The following is a 19,460-nucleotide window of genomic DNA, read 5'->3' as shown; positions in this document are numbered from 1 at the left end:
AAAAGCTTGGGCGCGGTCAGCGCCGCTTGTCGCGCACCTTGTACGTCGAAGGCCACGACTTGCGAGACTCGTCGCCGGTGAGTGGCGTACCCATGCCGCCGACCTTGACGTTGTAGGCCTCCTTGCCGGGGCCGACCTCGCGGTTGGCGTGCTCCTGGGCCAGGAAGTAGAGCTCGTCGATGGTGGCCTCGTCGTAGGCGACGAACGAGGTTTCCCGCGCCACGTCGTCGATGCCGGCCAGCATCCGGACGGGCAGCAGCCGCGACGCCAGCGCCGCGAGCCCCAACAGCGCGAACGGGACGATCCAGTAACCGAGGAAGGACAGCGGCGTCTTCGTGTCCAGGATGAGCGGCGGCCCGCCCGCGGGGCCCCTCGGGTCGCCGGGACCCTCGAGGATCGACGGGATCGCCGACGACACCGTCATGGCGGCGAACGTCGAGACCCACAGCCAGCTCAGCACCTTGACGGTGCGCCCGAACAACTCGGTCTTCACCACGTCGGCGGGCTGCTCGGCGGCCAGGTACTCCGCGACGAAGGGTTTGCCGGCCAGCACGCCGGCCAGCGCCACCGCGAAAATCGCCGCGTTGCTCAACGTCAGGATCCACCGCTGCAGGAACGCCTCGCTGAGCGCGAAGCTCAGCACGGCGAGAATGAAAAGCGCTGCGGCCGAGGCGAAGTCGAAGGGCTGCCACGGGCGGTTGACCAACCCTCCCAGCGCCAGCGCGACGGCGGCGAGCGCCAGCGCGACCAGCGCGGCGGCGCCGAACGGAACGTTGCCTACCAGAACCCAGTACACGAGCCACGGCCCGAGCCCAAACAGCATGCCCACAAGGGGCCAGTGTATGGGCGGCGATTTGCTGGACGGCGGCGGCAGGCCGGGGTGTCGCAAGGCTTCTGCGCGCGGCCAGCTAAGCGGCGCGCTTAGCTGACGGAGGTTCAGGGCGGTGCCCCCAGTCGGACTCGAACCGACACTGGGCGGATTTTAAGTCCGCTGCCTCTGCCAATTGGGCTATGGGGGCTCCGCGGCGAATCTAGCCGATCCCGGGGGCGCTACCCGGCCGGGCTCGCGTCGAGCGCCATGGCCAAGAAGTCGAGGCGCCACAGCGCCCGAAACAGCGCTTTGGCGAAGTCTTGCAGCAGTGGGCGGTGCTCGTCGGCGACGTTGCCGGCCTGCGCGACCAGCTCGATGATGGCGCGGATCGGGCGGCGGCCGTCGACGTGCTGGACGAGCGGCAACTGCGCCGGGTTGAGCTTCTGTTTCGCACCGGGCCAATAGATTTCGTCGCCGACGAGCCGGCACGCGGTGCGCGGCTGCGGAACGTAGTCCAGCCACGCGCTCGTCGCGAAGTCGATGACGTAGTCCTCGCTGGGGCGCTCCGGGCGGCAGGCCAGGAAAAAGTGGGTGGCGTTCGCCGGCTGCAGGCGCTCCATCACCGACCACACCTGGCGGTCGGGCAACCGGTTGAGCATCGCCTGGAATTCGCTCGCGGGGGCGAGCATGTCGTGCGGGTAGTACGGGGACTTGTGGAACCAGTCCTGGAAGTGCAGCCCGGCCGCGGCGACCAGGTCCAGGCACTGCGCGACGGTGTAGTTGCGGGCGCGGCTGTGCAGGAAGGTGTCGACCAGCGCACCGTCGGACGTCAGGTCGTGCGCCGCCTTGAGATAGGTGCGCACCGGGTGGTCGGCCGGCAGCACCGCGATCGCCTCCTTGACCAGACGCACCGACGCCTCGTCCTGGGACAGCCCGAGGTCGTGAAACACCGATTCCAGCATCTCGACGCCGAGGCGGCCGTACTTCGCGTACAGCATCACGGCGAGCACCCCGTCGCGGCGCAGGCACCCACCCAAGGCCGTCAGCCCGGCCAGGGGATCGGCCAGGTGATGCAGGACGCCGCTGGAGATGATCAGGTCGAAGTCGCGGCCCAGCGTCGCGACCTCTTCGATGGGCAGCAGGTGTAGCTCCAGGTTGTCCAGCCCGTGCTTGCCCTTCAGGAATTCGTGGTGCTGCAACGCTTTTCGGCTGACATCGATGCCCACCACGCGGGCGCCGCGGTTCTTGAACGCGATAAAGGCCGCCTGGAATGTGCCGCAGCCGGCGATCAGGATGTCGAGGTCCGGCTTGTAGTTGCGGTTCGGCCACAGGACCCGATGCGCCCAGAACGGGTCGAACCAATCCCAGTGCGTTGTGCTCCACGCCTCGAGGTCGGCGACCGGGGGTGGATACTCCCACCGGTCGTATTGGCGGGACACGCCGTCAGCGCGCGGATCCTCGGTCACTTGGGCGCTGGCTCCTTCGGCGACGGCGTGCCGGGCCGGCACGTCGGAACGGTCGCGACCAACTTACAAGCCGGTGCCGATCGCGGGCGAGAATAAAACCGCTGGTCGACTCGTCGAGACAGATGCCGCGGACGCCGTTAAGATTCGGTTCCTGCGCCCGCAGGCAAAGCCGACGGAAGGGTCGACGAGTGAAGAACACGGCACGGTTGAGTAGTCGGGTCACTGTCGTTGTGGCCGGTCTCCTCAGCGCCGGTGCCGTCGCCCTCGCCGTCGCACCGCTCGCCCAGGCCGACCCGGCGGACGATCAGTACCTGCAAACGCTGCAGCGCCACGGGATCGGCTGGCCGAGCGGTTCAGACGGGATGATGATCAACGTCGGGCACGCGGTGTGCCAGGACTGGTCCGCCGGTGACACCTTGGCCCAAACCGTGGGCGACGTTCAGAAGACGCTCGGGCTGAGCAACAACGGCAGCGGCACCATCATCGGTGCGGCGACGGCCGCGTACTGCCCGGAATTCCGCAGCAAGCTTCCCTAGTCCGGCAAACTTTCCCGCGGCCGCTCGCCACCGCGAACGCCGGCTGCCTGTGCTGTCTTTCGGTGCGCATCCGCCGCGCGCGGCGCACCGTCACACCGGCATCAACTTCGCCGATCGCTCGACATGCAGGGCGGCCGGCGATCGACTAGGATCCGCGCGCCGCGCGCGTTGGCGTCGTTTGCCCGGCGTTCACAAATGACATCACCGTGTCGGCCGGCAGGGTCGTGTTAAAACTGCCGCCCTCATCGTTAAAACGCCGTAAACGGCTTTAACGCGGGCCCTTTCGGTCAGGACCGTGGAGGCAGGGGTCGCTAGCCTTACCGCCAGCGCACAGGGGCCGTTACGTGAACACTCAGGGTCGATCCACCGCAAGGGGGTCGGCCCGTTCCGAACACTAGGGAGCAATCAATGTCGTTTTTGACAACACAGACCGAGGAAATGCTGGCGGCGCAGTCGCTGCTGTCGGGGATCAACACCAACCTGGCGGCGCAGAACGCCGGCATCGCGTCGGCGACCACCGTGCTCGCTCCCGCGGCGGCCGACCCGGTTTCGGCCCAGCAAGCGGCCATCTTCTCCGCCTACGGCACCACCTACCAGACGATCGCCGCCCAGGCGCAGGCCCAGCTCGAGCAGTACGCCAGCACCCTGGGGATCAGCTCCAACGCCTACGGCGACACGGAGTCGGTCAACGCGGCGCAGGCCGCGCTCGCGAACGCGACCAACGCGCCGCTCGCCGCCGCGGCGGACACACCGTCCAACACTCCTCTGGACTGGCTGGCCTACCTCCTGGGCAGCACCGGCAACGGCACCAACCCGAGCATGCTCGGCGGCATCTTCGGCCTGTCGAGCAACGGCGCCAACATCCTCAACATCGGTGGCGGCAACTGGGCTTCGGCCGCCTCCGACCTGTTGGGTCTGGCCGGTGGTGGTCTGCTCGACACCTCGGGTGACGCCGCCGGCGCGGGCCTGGCCGCTGACATCGCCGCCTCGCCGGAGCTGGGCGCCACCGGCGCCGCGGCCGGCGGCATGGTCGGCATGGGCGGGGCCCCGGTGGCCTCGATGGGTTCGGCGACCATGGTCAGCAGCCTGGCGGTGCCGCCGGCCTGGGCCGGCACGGCTCCCGTCACCGCCACCCCGGTCAGCGCCATCCAGACCGCGGGCTGGACCGCCGCCGCGCCGCAGGCCGGCGCCGGGACCATCATCCCGGGCATGCCGGGCATGGGCGCGGCCGGGCGGAGCAGCGCCGGCTTCGGCGCCCCGCGCTACGGCGTCAAGCCCATCGTCATGCCGAAGCCGACGGCCGTTTAGCGCGCCCGGTCACCCAGACACGTGAATTTTCCAACAGACAAATAGGAGCGGGATAAAAAATGGTTCTTAGCTTTGCGGCAATTCCCCCGGAGATCACCTCCTCGCTCATCTACAGCGGCGCGGGCGCCGCGCCCCTGATGGCCGCCGCCACGGCGTACGCCAACCTCGCCGCCGAGGTCAGCGCCACGGCCAGCCAGTGGGAGTCGATCATCTCGCTGCTGACCAGCCAGCAGTGGACGGGCGGCGGGTCGGCCGCGGCCGCGACGGCGGCGCAGCCGATCATCACCTACCTGACCGAGACGGCGACGACGCTCGAGCAGGCCAGCGCACAGGCCACGGCGTCGGCCGCGGCCTACGAGGCGGTGTTCGCCGCGGTGGTGCCGCCACCGGTGATCCTGACGAACCGGACCACCCAGGCGGCGCTGGTCGCGAGCAACATCCTCGGCCAGAACACCCCCGCGATCGTCGCGCTGGACACGCTCTACGGCGAGTACTGGGCGCAGGACGCCGCTGCCATGGCCGCATACCAGGCGGCCTCGGCGGCGGCCGGCGTGCTGACCCCGGTGACGCCGCTGACGTCCACCACCGACCCGGCGGCCGCGACGGCGGTCGACAACGCCGCCCTGGCCAGCGATGCAACCACCGGCACGGTGCAGGCGCTGGACGCGCCACTGGCGCAGGCCGTCCAGCTGCCGTTCACCACCGACGGTCTGCTGGGGTCGATCGACAACTTCCTCGGCACCCCGGCCGTGCTGAACGGCATCAACGGCGCCGTCAACACCGCGGCGTGGTTCGTCATGAACACCATCCCGACCGCGGTGTCGCTGGGCCACACGCTGGGCGCCGTGCCCGCCATCGCCGTCAGTGACGTGGTGCCCGCGGGCGCCGCCGGCATCACCGAAGGCACCATGGTCGGCGCCGTGGCGCCGGCGGGCCTGGGTGGCGTGTCGTCGGCGGCCCTCGGCGAGGCGTCCGCGGTCGGCGGCCTGTCGGTCCCGACCAGCTGGTCCTCGGCGGCCCCCGCGACCCTGGCGTCGACCACCGCCCCGCTGGAGGGCTCGGGCTGGACCGTCGCCTCCGAAGCCGCGGCGGCCGAGCCGGTGACCGCGATGCCCGGCATGCCGGGGATGGCGGCGGCCGCCAAGGGTGCGGGCGCCTACGGTGCCGGGCCGCGCTACGGCGTCAAGCCGATCGTCATGCCCAAGCAAGTTGTCGTCTGATATGGGTCCGCTCATGTGGGAGAAGAAGGGGGTACATGTCACCCGTTTGAGGCGATCAGTTAACCGATAAGCCGTAATCTGTCCACAAAGCGGCTACGACACAGTAACTACATCTGTTAAGACTTCGACGACTGAAGGCTTGAAAGACAACTAAGGAGAAACACCATGGCTACACGTTTTATGACCGACCCGCACGAGATGCGTGCGATGGCGGGCCGTTTCGAGGTTCACGCTCAGACGGTCGAGGACGAGGCGCGCAAGATGTGGGCGTCGTCGATGAACATCGCCGGCTCCGGCTGGAGCGGCCAGGCGCAGGCCACCTCGTACGACACCATGGGTCAGGTCAACCAGGCTTTCCGCAACATCGTCAACATGCTCCACGGGGTGCGCGACGGGTTGATCCGCGACGCCAACAACTACGAGCAGCAAGAGCAGGCCTCGCAGCAGATCCTGAGCAGCTAGTCCCACACACCGTCTGCTACCCAACACTTTTAAGGAGCTAAGCAATGAGCATTAACTACCAGTTCGGCGACGTCGACTCGCACGGCGCGCTGATCCGCGCCCAGGCCGCGTCCTTGGAGCAGGAGCACCAGAGCATCGTGCGCGATGTGCTGGCTGCCGGTGACTTCTGGGGCGGCGCCGGTTCGGTGGCCTGCCAGGAGTTCATCACCCAGTTGGGCCGGAACTTCCAGGTCATCTACGAGCAGGCCAACTCCCACGGCCAGAAGGTGCAAAGTGCCGGCAGCAACATGGCCAGCACGGACAGCGCCGTCGGGTCCAGCTGGGCCTGATCCGCAGCTCTACGAAGGGCCCGCACACCGTGCGGTGTGCGGGCCCTTTGCTGTCGGAGCCCTTAGCCGGCCACCGGCGAGCGGGGGAACAGCGACGGCCGGTAGCCGATGCGGTGGACTCCCCCGTCCGACTCCCGACCCACCATGGCGCCCAGCGGCAGCTTGGAGACCCCGGCCCCGCTCGGCATCGGCGGCGTCGCGCCGGTGGAGGCCGGTAGGACTCCGGCGTCGAACGGCGCCAGGGGTGTTACGGCCGAGACGGTTTGGCCCCAGGCTGGCGGCACCGACAGCGTGCCGAGCGGGGTGCCCTGGCCCAGGCTCGCCGTCGCGCCTGCGCCCAGGCCGCCCAGCCCGCCGGCGGGCGCCAGGCCGCCCAGACCCTCGGCGCCCTCGATCGAGTTGACGCCGGTGAAGTCCAGCGACAGCCCGTACAGGTCGATGCCGATCCCGCCGCCGTCGGCACCCAGGCCCGCACCGTCGGCGCCCAGGCCGGCCACGTCGGAGGCCAGGCCCGCCGCGTCGGCCCCGCTGGAGCCGCCGCCGAGCGCCGCCGCCAGGCCGGTGGCCGTCCCGACCCCGGTGCTGGCGCCCTTGGTCGCGGTCTTGCCGGTGCCCGTCAGGCTCGACAGCGCGCTGAGCGGCGCGGACGCGCCCGACGACCCCAGCGACGCGCCGGTGCCCATTGCCGCCTGCGACAGACCGGACGACGATCCCGGCCCGGACAGGCTCTGCAGCGCCTGGGGCACCGAGGACATCGCGGCTTGGACGTGGCCGCCGGCCTGGGCCCCGGCCGACTGGGCGACCGCGCCCGCTTGACCGGTGCCGCCACCCGGGTTGGTCGTCTGCGGCGGCGCGGTGAAGGCGGCGAAGGTGGTGGCCGACGCCGAGCTCGCGGCGTAGGCGTACATCGCGCCGGCGTCCTGGGCCCACATCTCGCCGTACTGGGCTTCGGTGGCCATGATCGCCGGGGTGTTCTGGCCCAGCAGGTTGGTCGCGACAAGCGTCATCAGCTGTGCCCGGTTGGCGGCGATCACGGGCGGCGGGACGGTCATCGCGTAGGCGGTCTCATAGGCGGCGGTCGCGGCGGTGGCCTGCAGGCCCGTCTGCTCGCACTGCTCGGCGGTGAGCCTCAGCCAGGCCACGTAAGGGGCGACCGCGGCGGCCATCGCCGTGGACGTCGGGCCCAGCCACTCGCTGGTCAACGTGGTGAGCACCGACTCGTAGCCGGCCGCGGCCGTGCTCAGCTCCGCGGCGCTGGCTTCCCATGCCGCGGCCGCGGCGAGCAGCGTCGCCGGTCCGGCGCCCGCATACATCCGACCGGAGTTGACTTCCGGAGGCAGCGCGCCAAAGTCCATTTCCGTTGACCGTCCTTCGCTCGAATTCACCGACCCGGCTGGGCTCGGGAAGTCTGGGAGCCGCCCGCCGCGGCGTCCTCCACGACGCCCGGACGGGTGCCCGGTGCCACCGGCTGGGCGAATTACGTTGTCGTTCGCGATCATTCGCGGCGGCCTGGCGAGCCACGAGGCGAACGCCGGGCCGGCACCGGCGACCCGAATCGTCGAGCCCAGGGGCGGCGCGTCGCCGTCGTCCCAATGGCTCTGCGGTCCAGTGTTTTTCGGTCGACAGCCGGCTTCAAGGCGCCACACCGGACGCATAGAAAACACATATGTGAATTTCGTCGGAGGTGAGCCGGCCCGCACGCCGACATTTGAGAACTCTATGAACTCCGTGACAACCAGGTGTGTGGGTGGCCAGAATGTAGGAGCATGACCGCAATGTCGGGATATGCGGGTGGCCAGCGTCCACGCCAGGCCATTTTGGGGCAGTTGCCCAGGATTCACCGCGCCGACGGGTCGCCCATCCGCGTCCTGTTGGTCGACGACGAGCCCGCGCTGACCAACCTGGTGAAGATGGCGCTGCACTACGAGGGCTGGGTCGTCGAGATCGCCCACAACGGGCGGGAGGCCCTGGCGAAGTTCGAGCGGGTCAACCCCGACGTGCTGGTGCTCGACATCATGCTGCCCGACGTCGACGGGCTGCGGATCCTCGAACGCGTCCGTCAGTCCGACGCCTACACCCCCACCCTGTTCCTCACCGCGCGCGACTCGGTGATGGACCGCGTCACCGGGCTCACGGCGGGCGCCGACGACTACATGACCAAGCCGTTCAGCCTCGAGGAACTGGTGGCCCGCCTTCGCGGCCTACTGCGTCGGTCCAGCCACCAACCGGCCCCGACCGCCGAGACCCTGAAGGTGGGTGACCTCAAAGTCGACACGGCCAGCCGCGAGGTGACGCGCGCCGGCACCCCGGTGTCGTTGTCCTCCACCGAATTCGAGTTGCTGCGCTTCCTCATGCGCAACCCGCGCCGCGCGTTGAGCCGCTCGGAAATCCTGGACCGCGTGTGGAACTACGACTTCGCCGGTCGCACCAGCATCGTCGACCTCTACATCTCCTACCTGCGCAAGAAGATCGACTCCGGCCACAAGCCGATGATCCACACCGTGCGCGGCGTCGGTTACATGCTGCGGCCGGCCGAATGACTCAAGACGCGGATTCCTCGTCGGGCCTGCCCCGCTGGTTTCCGCACTCGCTGCGCCGGCAGTTGCTCGCGGGCGTGCTCGTGGTGGTCAGCGTGGTGCTGGTCGCCGTGGGCCTGGTCTCGGTGCTCAGCCTGCGCGGCTACGTCAACGCGATGAGCGACGCCGACGTCGCCGACTCCCTGGACGCGCTGGGCCATTCCTACACCAAATATCTTGATGCGCAACACCATTCCGGGAGCACCGGGGTTGCGCCGCTCGCCCAGGCGATGCTGCAGTTCACCGACCAGACGCCGGGCAACCTGATCGTGATCCTGCACGGCGGTGCGGTGGTGGGCTCGGCGGTGTTCTCCGAGGCCGAGGCCCGGCCCGCCCCGCCCGACGTGATCCGCGCCATCGAGGCACAGCGGTGGGCCGAAGGACCGCCGCGCACCGAGACTTTGGGGCGCCTCGGCTCCTACCGCCTGGACAGCCACTCCGCCGGGGCCGACGTCTTGATCGCCGGCGTGCAGCTCAACGTCGCGGACCGGATCATCGCCCGCAAGCAGGTCACCACCGCCGTGCTGATCACGGTGGCGCTGGCGGTGACTGCCGGGCTCACGATCTGGGTTGTCGGGTACACGCTGCGACCGCTGCGCCGGCTCGCGGCCATCGCCGCCGAGGTGGCCGCGATGCCCCTCACCGACGACGACCACCGGATCAGCGTCAGGGTGCGCCCGGGCGACACCGACCCGCAGAACGAGGTGGGCATCGTCGGCCTCACGTTGAATCGCTTGCTGGACAACGTGGACAGCGCGCTGGCGCAGCGGGCCGAATCCGATCTGCGGATGCGCCGGTTCATCAGCGACGCCAGCCACGAGTTACGCACACCGCTGGCCGCCATTCAGGGATACGCCGAACTCACCCGCCAGGACAGCTCCATGCTCCCCCCGACCACGGAGTACGCCCTGGCCCGCATCGAGTCCGAGGCGCGCCGGATGACGCTGCTCGTCGACGAGTTGCTGTTGTTGTCGCGCCTGGGCGAGGGGCAGGACCTGGAGTCCGAGGACGTCGACCTGGCCGAGGTGGTCGGCAACGCGGTCAACGACGCCGCGGTCGCGGCGCCGACGCACCATTGGGTCAAGGAACTTCCCGACGGGCCGGTGTGGGTGCGCGGCGACCACGCCCGGTTGCACCAGCTGGTCAGCAACCTGCTCGGCAACGCCCGGATGCACACACCGCCGGGCGTCACGGTGACCACCGGAATACGTTGCGGGCAAGAGTCTTTCGGGGCGCCCTTCGCCGAGGTGACCGTCGCCGACGACGGGCCCGGCATCGATCCGGAGCTGCTTCCCCGGCTGTTCGAACGGTTCGCGCGCGCGGACAAGTCGAGGATCAACGGGTCCGGCAACGGGCTGGGGCTGGCGATCGTGGATTCGATCGTCAAGGCACATCGCGGCTCGGTGAGCGCCGAATCCGGCGCGGGCGGAACGGTATTCCGGGTCCGGCTGCCCCTGACCGGCGAGCCCGACGGCGGCGCCGGCTAGCGGCCGTCGTCAGTAGAGTTCCACTGTCGCACAGTGCGATTGGCGTCACATCGGGCGCGGGCGGTCACGGCGCCCGCGCATCGGCGTAAAGAAAGCGTCAAGGCGCAGCACCGCCCCGTAAGGAAAATGTCAACCAACGGCCCTGGTGCGCCGGTCCGGCATAGCTTCAAGCTGGCTTTGCTCGAGGCTTCGCCGCCTCGATGCGGTCGTAATCGGTATGCACGCGGAGCGGAGACAACATGGGCGTGGCGGTGTACGTCGTGCTGACGGTGGCGGTGTTCGCCCTGCTCGGCCTGGCGCAGAAGCTGGTCGAGCGGTTATGAGTTACGAGAACGTGGTCGGCCTGGCGCTGTCTGTCGTGCTGGCCCTGTATCTGTGCGGCGCCCTGCTGTTCCCGGAGAAGTTCTGATGGGCACCACAGCCGCCGGCGTCGCGTTCGTCGTCGCACTCATCGCGGCGCTGATGGTGGTCCACGTGCCCTTCGGGGACTACATGTACCGCGTGTACACCGCGAAGAAAGACCTCGCCGCCGAGCGCGCGATCTACCGCCTCATCGGCGTCGACGCGCGGGCCGAACAGACCTGGGGGGCCTACGCGCGCAGCATCCTGGCGTTCTCGGCGGTCAGCATCCTGTTCCTGTTCACGCTGCAGCTGGTGCAGGACAAGCTGCCGCTTCACCTGCACTCCCCCGCCACGGCGATGACCCCGGGGCTGGCGTGGAACACCGCGGTCAGCTTCGTGACCAACACCAACTGGCAGGCCTACTCCGGCGAGACCACCCAGGGCCACCTGGTACAGATGGCCGGCCTGGCCGTGCAGAACTTCGTCTCGGCCGCCGTCGGGATGGCGGTGGCGATCGCCCTGGTCCGCGGTTTCGCCCGCAAGCGCACCGGTGAGTTGGGCAATTTCTGGGTCGACCTGGTGCGCACCACGGTGCGCATCCTGCTGCCCATCGCCCTCGTCGGCGCGGTGCTGCTCGTGGCCGGCGGGGTGATTCAGAACTTCCACCTGCACGACCAGGTGGTGACCACTGTCGGCGGCGCCCAGCAGACCCTCACCGGCGGCCCGGTGGCCAGCCAGGAGGCCATCAAGGAGCTCGGCACCAACGGCGGCGGCTTCTACAACGCGAACTCCGCGCACCCGTTCGAAAACCCGACCGCGTGGACCAACTGGCTGGAGATCTTCCTGCTGCTGGTCGTCGGGTTCTCGCTGCCGCGGACCTTCGGCCGCATGGTGGGCAGCACCAAGCAGGGCTTCGCGATCGCCGCGGTCATGGCGACGCTGGCCACCCTCAGCGTCACCCTGACGGTCTGGACCCAGTTGCAGCACCACGGCACCGTGCCGACCGCCGTGGGCGGGGCGATGGAAGGCGTCGAGCAGCGTTTCGGTGTCGGCGACTCGGCGGTGTTCGCGGCCGCCACCACGCTCACCTCCACCGGCGCGGTCGACTCGACGCACGACTCGCTGACCAGCCTCGGCGGCATGCTCACCATGTTCAACATGCAACTCGGCGAGGTCGCGCCCGGTGGCACCGGCTCCGGCCTCTACGGCATGCTGATCCTGGCCGTCATCACCGTGTTCGTCGCCGGGCTGATGGTCGGGCGCACCCCCGAATACCTCGGCAAGAAGATCAACCCGCGCGAGATCAAGATCGCCTCAAGTTATTTCCTGGTCACGCCGCTGATCGTGTTGGTGGGGACCGCGACCGCGATGGCGCTGCCGGGAGAGCGCGCCGCCATGGCCAACAGCGGCCCGCACGGGCTCTCCGAAATCCTCTACGCGTTCACCTCGGCGGCCAACAACAACGGTTCGGCCTTCGCGGGGCTGAGCGCGAACACCAACTGGTACAACACCGCTCTGGGCCTGGCGATGGTGTTCGGCCGGTTCCTGCCGATCGTGTTGGCCCTGGCGCTGGCGGGCTCGCTGGCCAAGCAGGGCAGCACGCCGGAATCGGCGGGCACCCTGCCGACCCACCGGCCGCAATTCGTCGGGATGGTCTCCGGGGTCACGGTGATCCTGGTGGGCCTGACGTTCCTGCCCATGCTGGCGCTTGGGCCCCTCGCCGAAGGAATCCACTGATGACCATGATCGCCGCCGACCCCGCGGAGCGGGCGGAGCCCACGACTCCCGTTGAGCGTCAACGGGTTCGGGGCGGCCTGCTGGACCCCAGCGTGCTGTGGAGGTCCACCCCCGACGCCCTGCGCAAACTCGATCCCCGCACCCTGTGGCGCAACCCGGTGATGCTGATCGTCGAGGTGGGGGCGGCCTGGAGCACGGTGCTCGCAATCATCAGCCCCACCTGGTTCGCCTGGCTCATCGTGGTGTGGCTGTGGCTTACCGTGCTGTTCGCCAACCTCGCGGAGGCGGTGGCCGAGGGCCGCGGCAAGGCGCAGGCAGAGACGTTGCGCCGGGCCAAGACTCAGACCCTGGCCCGACGGCTGCGGAACTGGAACCCCGGCGGCTCCGGCGTGGAGGAGGAGGTGGCGGCTCCGCTGCTGCAACGCGGCGACTTCGTCGTCGTCGAAGCCGGGCAGGTCATACCCGGCGACGGCGACGTCGTGGAAGGCATTGCCTCCGTGGACGAATCGGCCATCACCGGCGAATCCGCCCCCGTGATCCGCGAGTCCGGCGGTGACCGCTCGGCCGTCACCGGCGGCACCACCGTGCTCAGCGACCGGATCGTCGTGCAGATCACCCAGAAACCCGGGGAGAGCTTCATCGACCGGATGATCGCCCTGGTCGAGGGCGCCAACCGGCAGAAGACGCCGAACGAGATCGCGCTGAACATCCTGTTGGCCGCCTTGACCATCATCTTCGTCTTCGCCGTCGCGACGCTGCAGCCGCTGGCCATCTACTCCAAGGCCAACAATCCCGGCGTCGCGGATACGCAGGCGCTCAACGTCAATGGCGTCACCGGCATAGTGATGGTGTCGCTACTGGTGTGCCTGATCCCCACCACGATCGGCGCGCTGCTGTCGGCCATCGGTATCGCGGGCATGGACCGGCTGGTGCAACGCAACGTGCTGGCGATGTCCGGGCGCGCGGTGGAGGCTGCCGGCGACGTCAACACCCTGCTGCTGGACAAGACCGGCACCATCACCCTGGGCAACCGGCAGGCGGCCGCGTTCCTCCCCGTCGAGGGGGTCACCGAGGAGCAGCTGGCCGATGCCGCGCAGCTGTCCAGCCTCGCCGACGAAACCCCCGAGGGCCGTTCGATTGTGGTGTTCGCCAAGCGCAACTTCGGCCTGCGGGCCCGGACGCCCGGCGAGCTGTCCACCGCGCAGTGGGTGGAGTTCTCCGCGACCACCCGCATGTCGGGCGTCGACGTCGACGGGCAGCAGCTGCGCAAGGGCGCGGCCAGCTCGGTCGCGGCGTGGGTGCGCACCCAGGGCGGGCAGGTACCGTTCGAGCTCGGCGACATCGTCGACGGCATCTCCGCCGCCGGCGGCACCCCGCTGGTCGTCGGGCGCAGCGGTGCGGGCACCGCCGACGGGACGGCCGAGGTGCTCGGCGTCATCCACCTCAAGGACGTCGTCAAGCACGGCATGCGGGAACGGTTCGACGAGATGCGCCGGATGGGAATCCGCACGGTGATGATCACCGGTGACAACCCGTTGACCGCGAAGGCGATCGCGGACGAGGCCGGGGTCGACGACTTCCTGGCCGAGGCCACGCCGGAAGACAAGCTCGCGCTGATCAAGCGCGAGCAGGCGGGCGGCAAGCTGGTCGCGATGACCGGCGACGGCACCAACGACGCGCCCGCCCTGGCGCAGGCCGATGTCGGCGTCGCGATGAACACCGGCACCTCGGCCGCCAAAGAGGCCGGCAACATGGTCGACCTCGACTCCGACCCAACCAAGCTGATCGAGATCGTCGAGATCGGCAAGCAGCTCCTGATCACCCGCGGCGCGCTGACCACCTTCTCGATCGCCAACGACATCGCCAAGTACTTCGCCATCATCCCGGCGATGTTCGTCGGCCTGTTCCCCGGCCTGGACCTGATCAACGTCATGCGGCTGCACAGCCCGCAGTCGGCGATCCTGTCGGCGGTCATCTTCAACGCCATCATCATCGTGCTGCTCATCCCGCTGTCTTTGCGCGGCGTGCGCTACACGCCGAGCAGCGCGTCGAAGTTGTTGAGCCGCAACCTGTATATCTATGGGCTCGGCGGGATCGTCGCGCCGTTCATCGGTATCAAACTGATCGACCTCGTCATTCAATTCGTCCCGGGGATGTCCTGACATGAAGTTTTCGAACCTGTTGCGCATTCACTGGGCGGCGCTGCGCGCGCTGCTGGTGCTGACCGTCATCACCGGGATCGCCTATCCCCTGCTCATCTGGCTCGTCGCGCAGTTCCCCGGGTTGCACGAGAAGGCCGAGGGCTCGATCCTGACCGCCAACGGCAAGCCGGTCGGGAGCCGGTTGATCGGTCAGCTCTTCACCGACAAGGACGGCAACGCCCTGCCGCAGTACTTCCAGAGCCGCCCCTCGGCCGCCGGCAACGGCTATGACCCGATGTCGTCGGGGGGCAGCAACCTGGGTCCGGAGAGCACCGTCGACACGCCCGCCGACCCGGCGCTGCTCGCCGCCGGCAAGTCGGCGAGCGACGCGGGCTTCAAGCCCAGCCTGCTGACCCAGGTGTGCTCGCGCAGCGTCGCCGTGGCCTCGCTGGAGGGGCTGGACAAGGCGGCCGCGGCCCGCCCGTTCTGCACCGGCGGCGGCGTGGGCGCGGTGCTCTCGGTAATCGGCCCCCGCGACGCGCGCGGCGGCGTCGTGCATCCCACCCGGGTCGTCAGCGTCAACGAGCCGTGCCAGTCGACGCCCAGCCCGTTCGTCGCCTTCTATGAGGGCGTGCGGGTCGAGTGCGCGAAATTCGGTGAGGACTATTCCCTGGGGCAGATCGTGCCGGTGCGCGGCGCCGCGCCGGCCGAGCCCGTGGTGCCCGCCGACGCCGTCACCGCGAGCGGCAGCGGGTTGGACCCGAACATCTCCGTCGCCTACGCCGACCTACAAATCGCCCGGGTGGCCAAGGCTCGCCACGTCAGCCCGGATCAAATCCGCGCGGTCCTTGCGCAGTACCGCAGCGGCCGCGAGCTCGGCTTTTTGGGGGAGCCTTGCGTGAACGTGGTGCAAGTCAACGTGCAACTCGACCACAAATACCCCCTGTCCGGCTAGCGCCGCGGGTGGATGATGGTTGACGTGAGCGACGTCGACCGCCACCCCAAGCGGGGGGAGCTACGCATCTATCTCGGAGCGGCACCGGGTGTCGGCAAGACCTATGCGATGTTGGGCGAGGCGCACCGGCGGCTGGAGCGGGGCACGGATGTGGTGGCCGCGGTCGTCGAGACGCACGGGCGTCGCAAGACCGCCGAGATGCTTAAAGGCATCGAGACGATTTCCCCGCGCTATCTGCGCTACCGCAGCGCCAGCCTCGCCGAGATCGACGTGCCGGCGGTGCTGGCGCGTCGCCCGCAGGTGGTGCTCGTCGACGAGCTCGCCCACACCAACACCCCGGGCAGCAAGAACGCCAAACGGTGGCAGGACGTCGAGGAGCTGCTGGACGCCGGGATCACGGTGATCTCCACCCTCAACGTGCAACACCTGGAAAGCCTCAACGACGTCGTCACCCAGATCACCGGGATCGAACAGAAAGAGACCATCCCGGATTCGATCGTGCGGCAGGCCGCGCAGGTCGAGCTCATCGACATCACCCCGGAGGCGCTGCGGCGCAGGCTATCTCACGGCAACGTATACGCCCCGGACCGCATCGATGCGGCGTTGTCGAACTACTTCCGTCCCGGAAACCTCACCGCGCTGCGGGAATTGGCGTTGCTGTGGGTGGCCGACCAGGTGGACACCGCGCTGGCGAAATACCGCGCCGAGAACAAGATCACCGACGTGTGGGAGGCGCGCGAGCGGGTGGTCGTCGCGGTCAACGGGGGCACCGGTTCGGACACGCTGCTGCGCCGGGCGTCCCGGATCGCGTCGAAGTCCAGCGCGGAGCTGATGGTGGTGCACGTCGTCCGCGGCGACGGACTGGCCGGGCTTTCCGAGGCGCGGATGAGCAAGATCCGCGAACTCGCCACCAGCCTGGACGCCTCCCTGCACACGGTGGTCGGTGACGACGTACCGACCGCGCTGCTCGACTTCGCGCGCCAGATCAACGCCACCCAGTTGGTGATCGGCACCTCGCGGCGGTCGCGACTGGCGCGGATCTTCGACGAGGGCATCGAGCAGGCGGTCGTCGAGCGCTCGGGCCGGATCGACGTCCACATCGTCACCCACGAGGCCGAGGCCAAGCGCGGCCTGTCCGCCGTGGCGCTGTCCCGCCGCGAGCGACGCATCGCGTCTTGGTTGGCCGCGATCGTCACCCCCTCGGCCATCTGCACGATCGCGGTCACGTTGCTGGACCCCTATTTGGACACCAGCGCCGAAAGTGCGCTGTTCTTCATGGGCGTGCTGCTGGTCGGGCTGCTGGGCGGGATTGCGCCGGCGGCACTTTCGGCGGTGCTGTCGGGACTGCTGCTCAACTACTTCCTGATCGCTCCCCGGCACAGCTTCACCATCGCCGAACCGAGCAGCGCCACAACGGAATTGGTGCTGCTGTTGATTGCCGTCGCCGTCGCGGTGCTGGTCGACTTCGCCGCCAAACGCACGCGCGAGGCGCGGCGCGCGTCCCAGGAGGCGGAACTGCTCACACTGTTCGCGGGTTCGGTGCTGCGCGGGGCCGACCTCGAGACGCTGCTGGAACGGGTGCGGGAGGCGTACGGGCAGCGTGCGGTCAGCATGGTGCGCCGCCCCCGCGATGCGGGGGCGGCGGGCCGCAAGACGAGTGAGGTGGTCGCGTCCGTGGGCCGCGACCCGTGCGTCAACCTCGAATTCGCCGACACCGCCATCGAGGTGGGCGACGACGAGTTCTGGATGCTGCTGGCCGGCCGCAAGCTGTTCTCCCGCGACCGGCGGGTGCTCGGCGCGGTGGCGCAGCAGGCCGCCGGGCTGGTGCGGCAACGCGAACTCGTCGAGGAGGCCAGCCGGGCCGAGGCGATCGTGCGGGCCGACGAGTTGCGCCGCTCGTTGCTGTCCGCGGTCAGCCACGACCTGCGCACGCCGCTGGCCGCGGCCAAGGTGGCGGCGTCGAGCCTGCGCGCCGAGGACGTCGCCTTCTCCCCCGACGACACCGCCGAACTGCTTGCCACCATCGAGGAGTCGATCGACCAGCTGACCGCGTTGGTGGGCAACCTGCTCGATTCGTCGCGGCTGGCCGCGGGCGTGGTCCGTCCGGACCTGCGCCGGGTGTACCTCGAGGAGACCGTGCAGCGGGCCCTGGTCAGTATCGGCAAGGGCGCCACCGGTTTCTACCGCTCCGCGATCGACCGGGTCAAGGTGGACGTGGGCGACGCGGTGGTGCTGGCCGACGCGGGGTTGCTGGAGCGGGTGCTCGCGAACCTGATCGACAATGCGCTGCGCTACGCGCCCAACTGCGTGATCCGGGTCAACGCGGGACGGGTGGGCGAGCGGGTGCTGATCAACGTCATCGACGAGGGGCCGGGCATTCCCCACGGCAGCGAGGACCGGGTGTTCGAGTCGTTCCAGCGGCTCGGGGACCAGGACACCACCACGGGGGTGGGGCTGGGCATGTCGGTGGCGCGGGGGTTCGTCGAGGCGATGGGCGGCACCATCACCGCGACCGACACCCCCGGCGGCGGCTTGACGGTGGTGGTCGATCTCGCCGTGCCGGACTCGGTCGAGGCGCCATGACGCGCGTGCTGGTGATCGACGACGAACCCCAGATTCTGCGGGCGCTGCGCATCAACCTGTCGGTGCGTGGCTATGACGTGGTGACTGCGTCCACCGGCGCAGGGGCGCTGCGCGCGGCCGCCGAACACAAGCCTGACGTGGTGATCCTCGATCTGGGGCTGCCCGACATGTCCGGGATCGACGTGCTGGCCGGCCTGCGCGGTTGGTTGACCGCGCCGGTCATCGTGTTGTCCGCGCGCACCGATTCGTCGGACAAGGTGGAGGCGTTAGACGCCGGCGCCGACGATTACGTCACGAAACCCTTTGGCATGGACGAGTTCTTGGCGCGGTTGCGCGCGGCCGTGCGCCGCAACACGGCGGCGTCGGGACTCGAGCAACCGGTCGTCGAGGCGCAGTCGTTCACGGTCGACCTGGCCGCCAAGAAGGTCACCAAGCACGGGGCCGAGGTGCACCTCACGCCCACGGAGTGGGGAATGCTCGAGGTGCTGGTGCGCAACCGCGGCAAGCTGGTCGGGCGGGAGGAACTCCTCAAAGAGGTGTGGGGCCCGGCGTACGCCACCGAAACTCATTATCTACGTGTCTATCTGGCGCAGCTGCGACGCAAGCTGGAGGACGACCCCTCGCATCCCAAGCACCTGCTGACCGAGTCGGGCATGGGATACCGCTTCGAGGTGTGAGCGCGGCGGGCTTTTCGGGGGCAGTGACGAAGTGCCCGCCTCATAGCGACAACGCGCGCGCCGCTGGGCGTTACTCCCGGGCGCGCTTGCAGGCGCCCTCTCCAGGGGTAGTGACGAAGTGCCCACCTCATAGCGACAACGCACGCCGCTGGGCGCCGTCCATGGGAGCGCGAGCGGGCGCCCTCTTCCGGTAGTGACGAAGTGCCCACCTCGCAGCGACAACGCACGCCGCCGGGCGCCGTCCATGGGCGCGCAACGAGAACGACGCCCGCTCGGCAAGCGGGCCCTCTCTCTCCGGGGTTACTTACGAAGTGCCCGCCTCGCAGCGACAACGCGCCGCCGCACGCAGCGCCAGCACGCGCTGATGGATGCGGTACTCCGTCGATCGCGGCAGATAGCCGGGCCCGTACCTGCCGCGTCCCAGCCTGCACACCCGGGCCCGGCCGACCTCCCAGCGCAACGCGTCCGAGATGGCTTTCGACGGGCGACCGTGCAACCGGAAACCGTAGTCGACCAGGGCGTCATGCAATTCAGAGACGGTGGCCGGCCCGTGCACGGCCAGGTGCATCGCCAGCACGTAGCGAAGCTCGATTCCTTTGAGTGGTTCGTCCATCGGCGAACCGTCGCACACGGGGGTGACAATCCGCAGTTGTCGCTATGAGGCGGGCACTACGACACATGCTTGGGGAGAGCGCCGCGGGCGCCCGGCGCCGCGGGCGCCAAACCCGGTCCGCGCTCGGCGGCGCGCCAAACCCGCCGCCGCGGGCGCCCGGCGGCGTGCGTTGTCGCTACGAGGCGGGCACTTCGTCACTAACCCTGGAGAGGGCGCC

18 protein-coding genes and 1 tRNA gene are annotated in these 19,460 nt (G+C 69.3%); 14 read left to right on the top strand and 5 right to left on the bottom strand.

The window, feature by feature from the left end; genetic code table 11:
• Positions 1–16 precede the first annotated feature (16 nt).
• The 3 genes from A5714_RS24615 to A5714_RS24605 all read right to left on the bottom strand — a co-directional run bounded on the left by A5714_RS24615 (position 17) and on the right by A5714_RS24605 (position 2,277).
• Positions 17–829 carry a hypothetical protein gene (locus A5714_RS24615; RefSeq protein ID WP_068075521.1) on the bottom strand — a complete coding sequence of 271 codons (813 nt, stop codon included), beginning with the start codon at positions 827–829 and terminating at the stop codon, positions 17–19.
• 116 nt (positions 830–945) lie between these two features.
• A tRNA-Leu gene (locus A5714_RS24610) sits at positions 946–1,019 on the bottom strand.
• A 31-nt stretch (positions 1,020–1,050) separates the two neighbouring features.
• Positions 1,051–2,277: a bifunctional 2-polyprenyl-6-hydroxyphenol methylase/3-demethylubiquinol 3-O-methyltransferase UbiG gene (locus A5714_RS24605; protein ID WP_068289872.1), complete on the bottom strand. Its 1,227-nt coding sequence runs from the start codon at positions 2,275–2,277 to the stop codon at positions 1,051–1,053.
• 230 nt (positions 2,278–2,507) lie between these two features.
• Between A5714_RS24605 and A5714_RS24600 the strand changes: the two genes are divergently transcribed.
• The 5 genes from A5714_RS24600 to A5714_RS24580 all read left to right on the top strand — a co-directional run bounded on the left by A5714_RS24600 (position 2,508) and on the right by A5714_RS24580 (position 6,132).
• Positions 2,508–2,813, top strand: a complete 306-nt coding sequence (locus tag A5714_RS24600) for a DUF732 domain-containing protein (RefSeq protein ID WP_197513915.1) — start codon at positions 2,508–2,510, stop codon at positions 2,811–2,813.
• Between the two features lie 408 nt (positions 2,814–3,221).
• Positions 3,222–4,121, top strand: a complete 900-nt coding sequence (locus A5714_RS24595) for a PE domain-containing protein (protein WP_068289851.1) — start codon at positions 3,222–3,224, stop codon at positions 4,119–4,121.
• A 59-nt stretch (positions 4,122–4,180) separates the two neighbouring features.
• Positions 4,181–5,341, top strand: a complete 1,161-nt coding sequence (locus tag A5714_RS24590; RefSeq protein WP_068289845.1) for a PPE domain-containing protein — start codon at positions 4,181–4,183, stop codon at positions 5,339–5,341.
• 165 nt (positions 5,342–5,506) lie between these two features.
• The gene (locus A5714_RS24585; RefSeq protein WP_007168951.1) at positions 5,507–5,803 is read left to right on the top strand and encodes a WXG100 family type VII secretion target; all 297 of its coding nucleotides are present in this window, start codon (positions 5,507–5,509) and stop codon (positions 5,801–5,803) included.
• Between the two features lie 44 nt (positions 5,804–5,847).
• Positions 5,848–6,132 (top strand): WXG100 family type VII secretion target, encoded by a 285-nt coding sequence (locus A5714_RS24580; RefSeq protein WP_068072147.1) that lies wholly within the window; start codon positions 5,848–5,850, stop codon positions 6,130–6,132.
• A gap of 62 nt (positions 6,133–6,194) precedes the next feature.
• Here A5714_RS24580 and A5714_RS24575 read toward each other — a convergent pair whose 3' ends face one another.
• A complete protein-coding gene (locus tag A5714_RS24575; RefSeq protein WP_068289837.1) occupies positions 6,195–7,487 on the bottom strand; it encodes a PPE family protein in 1,293 nt (430 codons plus the stop codon).
• 411 nt (positions 7,488–7,898) lie between these two features.
• On the opposite strand from A5714_RS24575, the gene A5714_RS24570 reads away from it, so the two are divergent.
• From A5714_RS24570 to A5714_RS24530, 9 genes are all read left to right on the top strand, one after another.
• Positions 7,899–8,672, top strand: coding sequence for a response regulator transcription factor (locus A5714_RS24570; RefSeq protein WP_068065152.1), 774 nt, complete (start codon positions 7,899–7,901; stop codon positions 8,670–8,672).
• The gene (locus tag A5714_RS24565; protein ID WP_068289834.1) at positions 8,669–10,195 is read left to right on the top strand and encodes a cell wall metabolism sensor histidine kinase WalK; all 1,527 of its coding nucleotides are present in this window, start codon (positions 8,669–8,671) and stop codon (positions 10,193–10,195) included. Before A5714_RS24570 ends, A5714_RS24565 begins: the two co-directional genes overlap by 4 nt.
• Positions 10,196–10,434: 239 nt before the next feature.
• Positions 10,435–10,518 carry a potassium ABC transporter ATPase gene (locus A5714_RS27390; RefSeq protein WP_068065157.1) on the top strand — a complete coding sequence of 28 codons (84 nt, stop codon included), beginning with the start codon at positions 10,435–10,437 and terminating at the stop codon, positions 10,516–10,518.
• Positions 10,515–10,604, top strand: a complete 90-nt coding sequence (kdpF, locus tag A5714_RS27385; RefSeq protein WP_068065159.1) for a K(+)-transporting ATPase subunit F — start codon at positions 10,515–10,517, stop codon at positions 10,602–10,604. The genes A5714_RS27390 and kdpF overlap by 4 nt, the downstream gene beginning before the upstream one ends.
• Positions 10,604–12,274 (top strand): potassium-transporting ATPase subunit KdpA, encoded by a 1,671-nt coding sequence (kdpA, locus tag A5714_RS24550; protein WP_068289827.1) that lies wholly within the window; start codon positions 10,604–10,606, stop codon positions 12,272–12,274. Before kdpF ends, kdpA begins: the two co-directional genes overlap by 1 nt.
• Positions 12,274–14,436 (top strand): potassium-transporting ATPase subunit KdpB, encoded by a 2,163-nt coding sequence (kdpB, locus tag A5714_RS24545; protein WP_068289825.1) that lies wholly within the window; start codon positions 12,274–12,276, stop codon positions 14,434–14,436. Before kdpA ends, kdpB begins: the two co-directional genes overlap by 1 nt.
• A gap of 1 nt (position 14,437) precedes the next feature.
• Positions 14,438–15,370: a potassium-transporting ATPase subunit C gene (locus A5714_RS24540; RefSeq protein WP_068289822.1), complete on the top strand. Its 933-nt coding sequence runs from the start codon at positions 14,438–14,440 to the stop codon at positions 15,368–15,370.
• A 12-nt stretch (positions 15,371–15,382) separates the two neighbouring features.
• The gene (locus tag A5714_RS24535) at positions 15,383–17,953 is read left to right on the top strand and encodes a sensor histidine kinase KdpD (RefSeq protein WP_068065173.1); all 2,571 of its coding nucleotides are present in this window, start codon (positions 15,383–15,385) and stop codon (positions 17,951–17,953) included.
• Positions 17,950–18,630, top strand: a complete 681-nt coding sequence (locus A5714_RS24530; protein WP_068065175.1) for a response regulator — start codon at positions 17,950–17,952, stop codon at positions 18,628–18,630. The genes A5714_RS24535 and A5714_RS24530 overlap by 4 nt, the downstream gene beginning before the upstream one ends.
• A 304-nt stretch (positions 18,631–18,934) precedes the next feature.
• On the opposite strand, the gene A5714_RS24525 is transcribed toward A5714_RS24530, so the two are convergent.
• Positions 18,935–19,243: a hypothetical protein gene (locus A5714_RS24525; RefSeq protein WP_068289818.1), complete on the bottom strand. Its 309-nt coding sequence runs from the start codon at positions 19,241–19,243 to the stop codon at positions 18,935–18,937.
• Positions 19,244–19,460 lie beyond the last annotated feature (217 nt).

Origin of the sequence: Mycobacterium sp. E2462 (genome assembly GCF_001672685.1) — a bacterium.
Classification (GTDB): domain Bacteria; phylum Actinomycetota; class Actinomycetes; order Mycobacteriales; family Mycobacteriaceae; genus Mycobacterium.
The sequence above is the reverse complement of the archived record's forward strand: the minus strand, read 5'-3'. Positions and strand labels throughout refer to the sequence as shown.

Coding starts and splice junctions, on each gene's coding strand:
- A5714_RS24595 (WP_068289851.1), top strand. CDS start 3,222: ATGTCGTTTTTGACAACACAGACCGAGGAAATGCTGGCGGCGCAGTCG.
- A5714_RS24590 (WP_068289845.1), top strand. CDS start 4,181: ATGGTTCTTAGCTTTGCGGCAATTCCCCCGGAGATCACCTCCTCGCTC.
- A5714_RS24585 (WP_007168951.1), top strand. CDS start 5,507: ATGGCTACACGTTTTATGACCGACCCGCACGAGATGCGTGCGATGGCG.
- A5714_RS24580 (WP_068072147.1), top strand. CDS start 5,848: ATGAGCATTAACTACCAGTTCGGCGACGTCGACTCGCACGGCGCGCTG.
- A5714_RS24575 (WP_068289837.1), bottom strand. CDS start 7,487: ATGGACTTTGGCGCGCTGCCTCCGGAAGTCAACTCCGGTCGGATGTAT.
- A5714_RS24570 (WP_068065152.1), top strand. CDS start 7,899: ATGACCGCAATGTCGGGATATGCGGGTGGCCAGCGTCCACGCCAGGCC.
- A5714_RS24565 (WP_068289834.1), top strand. CDS start 8,669: ATGACTCAAGACGCGGATTCCTCGTCGGGCCTGCCCCGCTGGTTTCCG.
- A5714_RS27390 (WP_068065157.1), top strand. CDS start 10,435: ATGGGCGTGGCGGTGTACGTCGTGCTGACGGTGGCGGTGTTCGCCCTG.
- kdpF (WP_068065159.1), top strand. CDS start 10,515: ATGAGTTACGAGAACGTGGTCGGCCTGGCGCTGTCTGTCGTGCTGGCC.
- kdpA (WP_068289827.1), top strand. CDS start 10,604: ATGGGCACCACAGCCGCCGGCGTCGCGTTCGTCGTCGCACTCATCGCG.
- kdpB (WP_068289825.1), top strand. CDS start 12,274: ATGACCATGATCGCCGCCGACCCCGCGGAGCGGGCGGAGCCCACGACT.
- A5714_RS24540 (WP_068289822.1), top strand. CDS start 14,438: ATGAAGTTTTCGAACCTGTTGCGCATTCACTGGGCGGCGCTGCGCGCG.
- A5714_RS24535 (WP_068065173.1), top strand. CDS start 15,383: ATGATGGTTGACGTGAGCGACGTCGACCGCCACCCCAAGCGGGGGGAG.
- A5714_RS24530 (WP_068065175.1), top strand. CDS start 17,950: ATGACGCGCGTGCTGGTGATCGACGACGAACCCCAGATTCTGCGGGCG.
- A5714_RS24525 (WP_068289818.1), bottom strand. CDS start 19,243: ATGGACGAACCACTCAAAGGAATCGAGCTTCGCTACGTGCTGGCGATG.